The organism is Neorhizobium tunisiense (assembly GCF_039631515.1).
Taxonomy (GTDB): Bacteria; Pseudomonadota; Alphaproteobacteria; order Rhizobiales; family Rhizobiaceae; genus Neorhizobium.
Genome location: NZ_JBDIUU010000001.1, coordinates 375,303 through 387,154 on the forward strand (window position 1 = coordinate 375,303; position 11,852 = coordinate 387,154).

Consider the following 11,852-nt stretch of genomic DNA (forward strand, 5'->3'; position numbering starts at 1 on the left):
TTACACCCGGCTCGCCGCCCTACTCGGCGGCGGCCAGGATCTTCTTCTCGCGTGCAGCCCTGAGGCGAGCGAAATCGTCGCCGGCATGATGCGAAGACCGGGTCAGTGGGCTCGACGACACCATCAGGAAACCCTTGGCATAGGCCACCGTCTCGTAGGACTTGAATTCGTCCGGGGTGACGAAGCTCTCTACCTTATGGTGTTTGCGGGTCGGCTGCAGATACTGGCCGATGGTCAGGAAATCGACGTCCGCGGTGCGCAGATCGTCCATCAGCTGCAGCACTTCGTTACGTTCCTCGCCCAGCCCCACCATGATGCCCGACTTGGTGAACATGGTCGGATCCAACTCCTTCACCCGCTGCAGCAGCCGGACGGAGTGGAAATACCGGGCGCCGGGGCGCACCGTCAGATAGTTGCCGGGCACGGTTTCCATATTGTGGTTGAACACGTCCGGCTTGGCGGCGACGACTCGCTCCAGCGCACCGGGCTTCTTCAGGAAGTCGGGCGTCAGGATTTCGATCGTCGTTGCCGGCGACGCGGCACGGATCGCCCAGATCACCTTCTCGAAATGCTCTGCGCCGCCATCTGCCAGGTCGTCGCGGTCGACGGAGGTGATGACAACGTGGGACAGGCCCATCTGCTTGACCGCCTTGGCGACGTTTTCGGGCTCTTCCATATCGAGCGCGTTCGGCTTGCCGGTCGCCACGTTGCAGAAGGCGCAGGCGCGGGTGCAGATCTCGCCCATGATCATGAACGTGGCGTGCTTCTTGTCCCAGCACTCGCCGATATTGGGGCAGCCCGCTTCCTCGCAGACCGTCACCAGCTTGTTTTCCTTCACGATCGAGCGGGTTTCCTGGTAGCCCTTGGAGACCGGCGCCCGGACGCGGATCCATTCGGGCTTGCGCATCACTTCCTGGTCGGGACGGTGCGCCTTTTCCGGGTGACGGACGCGCTTTTCATCGCCGGATGCGATCGTGTCGAGAATGGTGACCATAGATACCTGCTTTCAACCGCTTGGAACGCGGGTTTCGTCAACGCCTGACGAGCTTGGCAACAAATAGCAAAATGCAGGAGCCGATGAAACCTGCAACCAGGTAACCCAGCCATCCGTCTGCAACATGGATGTTGAACCTGTTGAAGATGCCGTTGGCGAGAACCGCGCCGACGATGCCGATGACGATGTTCATGAAAATGCCGAAACGGACATCCATCAGCTTGCCGGCGAGCCAACCCGCCAGGCCGCCGATGATGATCGCCGCAATCCAACCTACACCCATGAGAACCCCCGTTGAAACCAAGTTCGAAAGATATGGGCGGTTACCCGCCCGTTCGCAATATTGGTGGACAGGCCGGCCCCACCTAAATCGTCACCCTCGGGTCAAGCCCGAGGACGACGGCGGATGGGGCACCTCCCCACCCATCCCAAACGCAGGTAGCGGGCAATGCAGAGCCTATTACGCGTTCAGCGCCCGGCCATAGGCGTCGAGCACGCTTTCCTTCATCGTTTCGGAGATGGTCGGATGCGGGAAGATCGTGTGCATCAGGTCCTCCTCAGTCGTCTCCAGGTTCATGGCGACGACGAAGCCCTGGATCAGTTCGGTGACTTCGGCGCCGACCATGTGGGCGCCGATGAGTTCGCCGGTCTTCTTGTCAAAGATGGTCTTGACGAGGCCCTGATCCTCGCCGAGCGCGATGGCCTTGCCATTGGCGACGAACGGGAACCGGCCGACGCGGATATCGCGGCCCTGCTCCTTGGCCTTCGCTTCCGTCAGACCGACCGAGGCGACCTGCGGATTGCAATAGGTGCAGCCCGGGATTTTCAGCTTGTCCATCGGGTGAACGTTGGGCAGGCCAGCGATCTTTTCGACGCAGATGACCGCTTCATGCTCGGCCTTGTGGGCGAGCAGCGGCGGGCCGGCGACGTCGCCGATCGCATAGAGGCCGGGCACGTTGGTCTTGCCGTAGCCGTCGATGACGATGAAGCCGCGGTCGGTCTTCACGCCGACGGCCTCAAGGCCGATGCCTTCGATATTGGCCTGGACGCCGACCGCCGAGATCATCCGGTCGGCAGTGATCTCTTGCGTCTTGCCGTCCTTGAGTTCGATCGTCGCGGTGACCGAGTTGGCACCCTTCACGACCTTGGCGACCTTGGCTTCGAGCAGGATCTTCATGCCCTGGCGCTCGAACTGCTTCTTGGCAAGTGCGGAGATGTCCGCATCCTCGACCGGCATGACCTGGCTCATGATCTCGACGACTGTGACCTCGACGCCCATGGTGCGGTAGAAGCTTGCGAACTCGATGCCGATGGCGCCCGAGCCCATGACCAGCAGCGATTTGGGCATCTCTTCCGGTTTCATCGCCTCGAAATAGGTCCAGATCAGCTTGCCGTCCGGCTCGATGCCCGGAAGCGCGCGCGGGCGGGCGCCTGTCGCGATGATGATGTGCTTGGCGGTATAGGTGCCCTCGCCGAGTGTGTTCTTCGGGATCGGCCCCTGCGGCTGAACAACCGGCTTGGTCGACTTGCCGACAACGATTTCACCGGGCTTGGTGATCTTCGCCTCGCCCCAGATGATGTCGACCTTGTTCTTCTTGAACAGGAAACCGACGCCGTTGTTCATGCGGTGGGCAATGCCGCGCGAGCGGTCGACGATCGCCTTGACGTCCGGCTTGATCGTGCCTTCCAGCGTCAGGCCGTAGTCTTTCGCATGGGTCGCGGTATGCATCACGTCGGCGGAGCGCAGCAGCGCCTTGGTCGGGATGCAGCCCCAGTTGGAGCAGATGCCGGCGAGGTGCTCGCGCTCGACGACCGCGACCTTCAGCCCGAGCTGGGATGCCCGGATGGCGGCGATATAACCGCCCGGACCGGAACCGATAACGATGACGTCGTAGGATTGAGCCATTGCTTTCCTGCCTTTAACTTGGGGGGCCAGCTTCAAGCGGCCCGCCTCGGGAAATCTTGTTCTACAGGCCCAGCATCATCCGGACGACAGGCTCGAGGCCGCGTCCGATGGCACGGGTATTTTCTGCATCGAGATGCACGCCGTCGATCGGCGTCGTTTTCGCCACCGATCCCGCATCGAAGAAACCGCAGCCGGTTTCATCGGCGAGATCCCGGTAGAGCGATGCGAGCATCGACGACTGCTCGATGCCGCCCCGAAACAGCGCTCCGGTCATCGGGTTTGCGGTTTCGCACAGCGTCGGCGGCGACACGATGAGGATTTCCGGCGTCTCGCATTCGCGCCCCCAATCGTGGAAGCGAACGAGGCTGACCAGCTTTTTCACGCCTGCCCGGGCGCCGATCGCCGTGCCGTGGATGATCGGCTTCAGGTCGTTGGTGCCGAGCATGATGATCACCAGCTCGAGCGGACCGTGGCTATGAAGGACGGTCGGCAACAGCCGCGCGCCGTTGCGGTCGCAATCGGCAAGCCCGTCGTCATAGGCCGTGGTGCGGCCGCCGAGACCCTCGGCGACCACATTCACCGTGGGACCAAGCGCTGCCTGCAGAACGCTCGGCCAGCGATCCTCGAAGGCATGGCGACCCCCGGTCGCGGCATCCGTGCCCCAGGTCAGTGAATCGCCGTAGCAGAGAACGGTTTTCATCGAAGTGCTCACAGTTCCCCTCCCTCTTGCGGGGAGGGGCTAGGGGTGGGGGTGGCAAGGGCTACCGCCAGATTTCTCAGCACGGACGGCATCTCCCGCATCACCTTTTCGTTCGAAAACCTCAGCACGCGAAAATTCTCACTCCGCAGATAGGCATCACGCTCGGCATCTCGAAGTCGTTGATCGGGCACATCGTGAAATTTCCCATCTACCTCGACAATAAGCCGATGCCTTAGACACACAAAATCTACCACATACGGCCCAATCGCCATCTGTCGCCGGAAATGCGTACCTGGTGTTTCCGGCATTTCCTTCCGAAGCGCAGTCCAGAGACGGCGCTCCGCATCCATCATAGATTTACGCAGGCGCGGGCATTGCTTGCGGCGCTGGTGCTGGGCGGATTTGGATTTTCTCGGTTCCAGGCCATCAGCGTCACCGCGTGTTGCACCACCCCCCGTCCGCTGACGCGGACACCCTCCCCGCAAGGGGGAGGGATAGTCCCCATATAAGTCGCGCTAGACCAGCATCGCCATCGGGTTTTCGATGTAGCGCTTGAAGGCGGATGCGAGTTCCGCACCGAGCGCGCCGTCGATGACGCGGTGGTCGAAGGCGAAGGTTGCGGTCATCACCGTGCCCACCTTGATCTCGCCGTTCTTGACGATCGGCTTCTCGACGCCTGCGCCGATCGAGACGATCGAGGCCTGCGGCAGGTTGACGATCGAGGTGAAGTTGGAGACGCCGAACATGCCGAGGTTCGACACGGATGTCGTGCCGCCCTGGTATTCTTCCGGCTTCAGCTTCTTGTCGCGGGCGCGCCTGGCGAGATCCTTCACCTCGTTGGAGATAGCGGACAGCGTCTTCGTTTCCGCCTTGCGGACGATCGGGGTGATCAGCCCGTCCGGGATGGATACGGCCACGCCGACGTCGGCATGCTTGTGCAGCACGCGGGCCGTCGAGGTCCAGGAAGCATTCGCCATCGGGACATCGCGCAGAGCGAGCGCCATCGCCTTGATGATGAAGTCGTTGACCGACAGCTTGAAGGCCGGAACCTCGCCCTTGTCGGTCTTCTTCATCGGCGAAGACTTGTTGATCTCGGCGCGCAGCTTCATCAGCGCGTCGAGCTCGCAATCCATCGAGACGAAGTAGGACGGAACCGTCTGGCTCGACTCGGTGAGGCGCGAGGCGATCGTCTTGCGCATGCCGTCATGCGGCAAAAGCTCGTACGAACCCTCGGGGAAAAGCTTCAGGACGGTATCGTCCGCCGGCCCCTTGGCAAGGGCCGGAGCCGGTGCGCCGGCAGTTGGCTGAGCTGCAGCCGGAGTAGCCTTCGCGCCGCCGGAGGCAACTGCCTTTTCGATATCGGCCTTGACGACACGGCCGTGCGGGCCGGAGCCGGAAACGGCCGAAAGATCGAGCCCTGCCTCCTTCGCGAGGCGACGGGCGAGCGGTGAGGAGAAGGTCTTTGCGCCGGACGACGATGCCGGCGCAGCGGCCGGGGCCGGTGCGGCGACAGCAGGTGCCGGCTCGGACACCTTCGGAGCCGGTGCGGCTTCCGCCTTCGGGGCGGGTGCAGCCTCGGCCTTCGGAGCCGGGGCAGCAGCGCCACCGGCGGCGGCAGCAGAGACATCCTCTCCATCGGCGGCGAGGATGGCGATCAGCGCGTTGACCTTGACGCCCTCGGTGCCGGCCGCAACGACGAGCTTGGCAACGGTGCCCTCATCGACGGATTCGACTTCCATGGTCGCCTTGTCGGTCTCGATCTCGGCGAGCACGTCGCCGGACTTGACCTTGTCGCCTTCCTTGACCAGCCACTTGGAAAGATTGCCCTCTTCCATGGTCGGAGACAGGGCAGGCATGGTGATGTTGATCGGCATCGAAACATCCTCCCCTTATTTGTAGCAGACGGTTTTCACCGCCTGGACGACTTCGCCGACATTCGGCAGCGCCAGCTTTTCGAGATTGGCCGCATAAGGCATCGGCACGTCCTTGCCGGCGATCGTCAGGATCGGCGCATCGAGATAGTCGAAGGCCTGCTGCATGACGCGGGTGGCGATTTCGGTGCCGACCGAGTTCTGCGGATAACCCTCCTCGACCGTGACGAGGCGACCGGTCTTCTTGACCGACTCGATGACGGTCGGCAGGTCCATCGGGCGCAGCGTGCGAAGATCGATCAGCTCGACGTCGATGCCTTCCTTTTCCAGCTCGGCGACCGCCTTCACGGCATAGGTCATGCCGATGCCGAAGGAAACGATGGTGACGTCGTTACCCTTGCGGTGGATGCGCGCCTTGCCGATCGGCAGGACGAAATCGTCGAGCTTCGGCACTTCGAACTGGTGACCGTAGAGGATTTCGTTTTCCAGGAAGACGACCGGGTTCGGATCGCGGATGGCGGCCTTCAGCAGGCCCTTGGCGTCGGCAGCCGTGTAGGGCATGACGACCTTGAGGCCCGGGATCTGGCTGTACCAGGAGGCATAATCCTGGCTGTGCTGGGCGCCGACGCGGGCGGCGGCACCGTTCGGGCCGCGGAACACGATCGGCGCACCCATCTGGCCGCCGGACATGTAGAGCGTCTTGGCGGCCGAGTTGATGATCTGGTCGATCGCCTGCATGGCGAAGTTGAAGGTCATGAACTCGACGATCGGCTTCAGGCCCGCCATGGCGGCACCGACGCCGACGCCGGCAAAGCCGTGCTCGGTGATCGGCGTGTCGACGACGCGGCGGGGTCCGAATTCCTGCAGCAGGCCTTGCGTGATCTTATAGGCGCCCTGGTATTCGGCGACTTCCTCGCCCATGACGAAGACGTCCTCGTCGCGGCGCATTTCCTCGGCCATCGCGTCGCGGAGCGCTTCGCGAACCGTGGTCATGACCATCTCGGTGCCGGCCGGGATATCCGGGTCGGCGGCGGCCTCCGCCTTGGGCTGGGCCGGGACCGAGGCTTGAGCCGGAGCAGCGGCCGGCTTTTCTTCCGGGGCAGGCTGTGCTTCAGCCTTCGGAGCCTCCTTGGCAGGAGCCGAAGACCCGATCGCATCGGCGCTCTCGCCATCTTGCAGGAGCACGGCGATCTTGGTGTTGACCTTGACGTTTTCGGTGCCGGCGGCGATCAGCAGCTTGCCGATCACACCTTCATCGACGGCTTCCACTTCCATGGTCGCCTTGTCGGTCTCGATTTCAGCGATGACATCGCCGGAGGTGACCTTGTCACCTTCTTTTTTCAGCCACTTGCTGAGCGTGCCTTCCTCCATGGTCGGAGAAAGGGCGGGCATCAGGATATCGATTGGCATTGGGTTCCCTCCCCGCGATCAGAGCAGAATGTCGGTGTAGAGCTCGGACGGATCCGGCTCCGGATCGGCCTGGGCGAAATCGGCGCTATCCGAAACGACGTCGCGGATATCCTTGTCGATCGCCTTCAGCTCGTCCTCGGTGGCCCAGCCCTTTTCGAGGAGGCGCAGGCGCACCTGCTCGATCGGGTCGTGCTCGGAGCGCATCTTCTGCACTTCGTCCTTGGAGCGATATTTCGCCGGGTCGGACATGGAGTGACCGCGATAACGGTAGGTGAGCATTTCGAGAATGATCGGGCCCTGGCCGGAACGGCAGTGCTCGAGCGCCTCGTCGCCGGCGGCCTTCACGGCGCGAACGTCCATGCCATCGACCTGGATGCCGGGGATGCCGAAGCCGGAACCACGCAGCGAATAGTTCGACTGCGCCGTCGCACGGGCCGTCGAGGTGCCCATCGCATAACGGTTGTTTTCGACGATATAGACGATCGGCAGCTTCCAGAGGGCAGCCATGTTGAAGCTCTCGTAGACCTGGCCCTGGTTGGCCGCGCCATCGCCGAAATAGGCGACCGAGACGCTGTCATTCCCGCGATACCTGTTGGCGAAGGCGAGACCGGTTCCGAGCGAAACCTGGGCGCCGACGATGCCGTGGCCGCCGTAGAAATGCTTCTCCTTGGAGAACATGTGCATCGAGCCGCCCTTCCCTCGGGAATAGCCGCCCCTGCGTCCTGTGAGTTCCGCCATGACGCCACGCGCACTCATGCCGGTTGCCAGCATATGCCCATGGTCGCGATAGGCGGTGATAACCTGATCACCCTCCTGCTGCGCCATCTGCATGCCGACGACGACAGCTTCCTGGCCGATATAGAGGTGACAGAAACCGCCGATGAAGCCCATGCCGTAGAGCTGGCCGGCCTTTTCCTCGAAACGGCGGATGAGCAGCATTTCACGATAAGCGTGAAGATCCTGATCCTTGCCGAAATCCGGGGTGTTCTTGCCCGTAAACTCCTTGGCGGAGGATTTCGAGGCCGATTTGATTGCAGACTTTGCCGCTGGTTTGCGGCCGGATACAGACGCGGTTTTTGTCGGCGCCATTCATCCCTCCCTTTGAGTTCTGCGTTGAGAGCGAGATTGCGCCCTGACGTGTATCGCCAGATTCCCACTCTGGTTTCGGGGCGTACCATAGGCAAGAAAGCCTGCCCCAGCAATGCCATAAATGCATGGCTCACATTCCGCACAACCCACTGAAAAGGTTATAGAAATGTAAAATTAACTGAAATTCGGTTAATTTAGAAGTAGTTGTTGAAGATGACGATTTCGTCGCTGCGGGAAATATTCAGCTGATAGCGGGCGATCTCGTCCAGCATGTCCTTGTCGAGCGAACCGTCGCTCATCAGCTGAACCTGCCGCTCCAGCGTTTCGCGCCGGGCGGTCAGCTTGGCCAGTTCCTCCGCACGCGCCTGCCGCTGACGCTCGAATTCCTCCGTGGCGATCAGACCGAGATCACCATGGATGGAATGATAGCCGAAGTAGGACAGAAACGCGACTGTGATGGCGGGAAGGACAAAACGGCCGAATTTTCTTTTCTTATGATGCTTTGTCCACATGCCGCTCTAACGCCTTGCCACGCTTACGGGATCTCAAATCGGATCCGAAACAGAGCTTCAAATTCGCAGAACTTGCTTAAGCAATCGTTGACCAGAATCGAGTCCGAAAAAAGCCCGCGTCTTTCGGCGCGGGCTTTGGAATTATGATGCAATGATTTGCTGGCCCTTCGCTTGGGCTCAGGGCGTACGTCCTTCGAAACGATCACTGGATCGTTTCGTCGGCTTCGCCAAACAGTCCTTAACCCTTCAGGATGCCGCGACCGGCATAGACCGCCTGCGGGCCCAGCATTTCCTCGATGCGGATGAGCTGGTTGTACTTGGCAAGCCGGTCGGAGCGCGACAGCGAGCCGGTCTTGATCTGTCCGCAATTGGTGGCGACGGCGAGATCGGCGATGGTCGAATCTTCCGTTTCGCCCGAGCGGTGCGACATGACGGCGGTATAGCTCGCCTTATGTGCCGTCTCGACGGCATCGAGCGTTTCCGACAGCGAGCCGATCTGGTTGACCTTGACGAGGATGGAGTTGGCGACGCCCATCTTGATGCCGTCGCGCAGGCGGGCCGAATTGGTGACGAACAGGTCGTCGCCGACCAGCTGGCACTTAGCGCCGATCTTGTCGGTCAGGTACTTCCAGCCGGCCCAATCGTCTTCGGCCATGCCGTCTTCGATCGAAATGATCGGATACTTGGCTGCAAGCTCGGCCAGATAGTCGGCCATGGCTTCCGGCTCGAGCGTGCGGCCTTCGCCTTCCATTTCGTACTTGCCGTTCTTGAAGAATTCGGTCGAAGCGCAGTCGAGCGCCAGGCATACGTCGTCGCCCGGCTTGTAACCGGCCTTTTCAACCGATTTCATGATGAAGTCGAGAGCTTCGGACGCACTCTTCAGGCCCGGTGCGAAACCGCCTTCGTCGCCGACATTGGTGTTGTGGCCCTGGGCCGCCAGTTCCTTCTTGAGGACGTGGAAGATCTCCGAGCCCATGCGCACGGCGTCCTTCAGCGTATCGGCGCCGACCGGCATGACCATGAATTCCTGGAAGTCGATCGGGTTGTCGGCATGGGCGCCGCCGTTGATGATGTTCATCATCGGCACCGGCAGGACATGGGCGTTCGGGCCGCCGACATAACGGTAGAGCGGCAGGCCGGACGTTTCGGCGGCGGCCTTGGCGACGGCGAGCGAGACGCCGAGGATGGCATTGGCGCCGAGGCGCGACTTGTTCGGCGTACCGTCGAGCGCGATCATCGTCTTGTCGATATGGATCTGGCTTTCGGCATCGAAGCCGCCGATCGCATCGAAGATCTCGGTATTGACGGCTTCGACCGCCTTCTCGACGCCCTTGCCGTGGTAGCGCTTGCCGCCGTCACGCAGTTCGACGGCTTCGTGCGCGCCGGTGGAGGCGCCCGACGGAACGGCCGCGCGGCCCATCGATCCGTCTTCCAGATAGACATCCACCTCAACGGTCGGATTGCCGCGGCTGTCGAGGATTTCGCGGGCGATGATATCGGTGATGGCGGTCAAGGGTCTCTCCCTGGGTTTGGACTTGACGTCACGAGGTCACTGAAAATGTCTCATAATCAATGACGCGAAAATTACAATCGAAGCAGTTTGCGCGCTTTTAGTGAGCGGGCTCAAGCCGCCTTGGCGATGGCATCGAGAGCGAGCAGCTTTTCGAGCAGCCGCGGCATGTCCTTCAGATACACCATGTTGGGGCCGTCCGAGGGCGCGTTGTCCGGATCCTGGTGGGTTTCGAGAAAGACGCCGGCGACACCGACCGCGACGGCCGCGCGCGCCAGCACCGGCACCATGGTGCGGTCGCCGCCCGTCGAAGCGCCCTGCCCGCCCGGCTGCTGCACCGAATGTGTCGCATCAAAGATGACCGGAGCGCCGAGCGACGCCATGATCGGCAGCGAGCGCATGTCGGAGACCAGCGTGTTGTAGCCGAAGGAAGCACCGCGCTCGCAGAGCAGCACGTTCGGATTGCCGCTCTGGGTGAACTTGGCAAGCACGTTCTTCATGTCCCAGGGCGCCAGGAACTGGCCCTTCTTGACGTTGACGACGCGACCGGTCTTGGCGGCTGCGACAAGCAGGTCCGTCTGGCGGGAGAGGAAAGCCGGGATCTGCAGGATGTCGACCGTCTCCGCGACAACGGCGCATTGCTCTTCCGTGTGAATGTCGGTCAAAACCGGAAAGCCGAATTCCTTCTTGAGGTCGGCAAAGATCTCCATGGCGGTTTCGAGCCCGATGCCGCGCTTGCCGGAAATCGACGTGCGGTTGGCCTTGTCGAAGGAGGACTTATAGACGAGGCCGATACCGAGCTTGCCGCAGAGTTCCTTCAACGCGCCTGCCATCATGAAGGCGTGGTCGCGGCTCTCCATCTGGCAGGGGCCGGCGATCAGCGACAGCTTTGCATCCTGCGCGAAAACCACCTTGCCGTCTCCTTCGCCGACGGAGACGCGTGGATTGGCGGTAACTTCCATGAACCTATTCCTCGAAGCCGAACAAAACACCCTGGCCGGGCGCCGCCGAGACGAGAACACGGCCCTCCCGGCGGACGAATGCGACGTCATTAGCAGCAAGGGTGATCTCTGTCACGGCAAGATCGGTCGTCTTGAAGATGATCACCCGGCCGCGCAGCCCCTCGGCACCCGGCGTCGACGGCAGGGCGAATTCCGCTTCGAGTTGGTGATCCTGCAGGATGCGAATGCGGGCATTGGCAGCGGCAAGCTCGATCGACGCGGCCTCCGGCTTGGCCTTCGTCAGCAGCACCTGCTCCGCCAGGGGTACGAAGTCGGAGGGTGCCGAGGCCGACAGGATGATCTTGCTCAGCCCCGTGACGGCATTGGAATGGCGCTCCAGTTCGCCGCGATCGGCCGGCAGGGGATTGATCCGCTGGCACGAAAACATCAGGAAATCAGGTGCGCGGTCATCACCCGCAAAAGCCAGCCGGAAGCTCGCCTGCGTTTCGGAACCATCGGCCAAGGTCATGCCGCGGGAAAATTCCAGCACGTCGCCTGCCGAGATGCCACGCATCTTGAAACGCGCGTGATCGGCCATCGCGTCACCCGTGGCGATAACGAGCGCGGAGAACCCCTGCCTGTCGCGCCCGTTGCGGAAGGCCAGATCGCGTGCCGTAAAAACGTTACCGCGTTTGGCGGCAGCGCTTGCATGGCGGCGATTGGCAAGAGCCAGCGGCTCCAGGTAGCTGCCATCCGAGAAGAACACGCAAGCATTGGCTGTGCCGAAAGGATGAAAAGCGTCCGGCGCAACTGTAAAACCAAGCTTCGTGAGCCGGGAACGCGCAGCGGCAAGTCCCGCCACCGGCAGCACGAGATGATCGATCGGTCTTGCGTTCAAGCGAGGCCCCCCGGAATTGGA

12 protein-coding genes are annotated in these 11,852 nt (G+C 62.0%); all 12 read right to left on the reverse strand.

Annotation, left to right across the window (positions count from 1 at the left end):
• Positions 1 to 19: 19 nt before the first annotated feature.
• Complete coding sequence (lipA, locus tag ABCW43_RS01965) at positions 20 to 994, reverse strand: lipoyl synthase (protein WP_345921892.1); 975 nt, start codon at positions 992 to 994, stop codon at positions 20 to 22.
• A 37-nt stretch (positions 995 to 1,031) separates the two neighbouring features.
• On the reverse strand, positions 1,032 to 1,277 hold the full coding sequence (locus tag ABCW43_RS01970) for a GlsB/YeaQ/YmgE family stress response membrane protein (RefSeq protein ID WP_210009816.1): 246 nt from the start codon (positions 1,275 to 1,277) through the stop codon (positions 1,032 to 1,034).
• A 177-nt stretch (positions 1,278 to 1,454) separates the two neighbouring features.
• Positions 1,455 to 2,900: a dihydrolipoyl dehydrogenase gene (lpdA, locus tag ABCW43_RS01975; protein WP_345921893.1), complete on the reverse strand. Its 1,446-nt coding sequence runs from the start codon at positions 2,898 to 2,900 to the stop codon at positions 1,455 to 1,457.
• 61 nt (positions 2,901 to 2,961) lie between these two features.
• Positions 2,962 to 3,600, reverse strand: coding sequence for an SGNH/GDSL hydrolase family protein (locus tag ABCW43_RS01980; RefSeq protein WP_345923303.1), 639 nt, complete (start codon positions 3,598 to 3,600; stop codon positions 2,962 to 2,964).
• A gap of 8 nt (positions 3,601 to 3,608) precedes the next feature.
• The gene (locus ABCW43_RS01985; protein WP_345921894.1) at positions 3,609 to 4,085 is read right to left on the reverse strand and encodes an endonuclease domain-containing protein; all 477 of its coding nucleotides are present in this window, start codon (positions 4,083 to 4,085) and stop codon (positions 3,609 to 3,611) included.
• A 30-nt stretch (positions 4,086 to 4,115) separates the two neighbouring features.
• Entirely contained in the window at positions 4,116 to 5,474 is a 1,359-nt protein-coding gene (locus ABCW43_RS01990) for a pyruvate dehydrogenase complex dihydrolipoamide acetyltransferase (RefSeq protein ID WP_345921895.1), read from the reverse strand.
• 15 nt (positions 5,475 to 5,489) lie between these two features.
• Entirely contained in the window at positions 5,490 to 6,881 is a 1,392-nt protein-coding gene (locus tag ABCW43_RS01995) for a pyruvate dehydrogenase complex E1 component subunit beta (RefSeq protein WP_345921896.1), read from the reverse strand.
• 18 nt (positions 6,882 to 6,899) lie between these two features.
• Complete coding sequence (pdhA, locus tag ABCW43_RS02000; protein WP_345921897.1) at positions 6,900 to 7,970, reverse strand: pyruvate dehydrogenase (acetyl-transferring) E1 component subunit alpha; 1,071 nt, start codon at positions 7,968 to 7,970, stop codon at positions 6,900 to 6,902.
• 194 nt (positions 7,971 to 8,164) lie between these two features.
• Entirely contained in the window at positions 8,165 to 8,482 is a 318-nt protein-coding gene (locus tag ABCW43_RS02005; RefSeq protein ID WP_046630592.1) for an FtsB family cell division protein, read from the reverse strand.
• A gap of 238 nt (positions 8,483 to 8,720) precedes the next feature.
• Positions 8,721 to 9,995 (reverse strand): phosphopyruvate hydratase, encoded by a 1,275-nt coding sequence (gene eno, locus ABCW43_RS02010; protein WP_345921898.1) that lies wholly within the window; start codon positions 9,993 to 9,995, stop codon positions 8,721 to 8,723.
• A gap of 110 nt (positions 9,996 to 10,105) precedes the next feature.
• Positions 10,106 to 10,954 carry a 3-deoxy-8-phosphooctulonate synthase gene (gene kdsA / locus ABCW43_RS02015; protein ID WP_345921899.1) on the reverse strand — a complete coding sequence of 283 codons (849 nt, stop codon included), beginning with the start codon at positions 10,952 to 10,954 and terminating at the stop codon, positions 10,106 to 10,108.
• Positions 10,955 to 10,958: 4 nt separating this feature from the next.
• The gene (locus ABCW43_RS02020) at positions 10,959 to 11,831 is read right to left on the reverse strand and encodes a VOC family protein (RefSeq protein ID WP_345921900.1); all 873 of its coding nucleotides are present in this window, start codon (positions 11,829 to 11,831) and stop codon (positions 10,959 to 10,961) included.
• Positions 11,832 to 11,852: the final 21 nt, after the last annotated feature.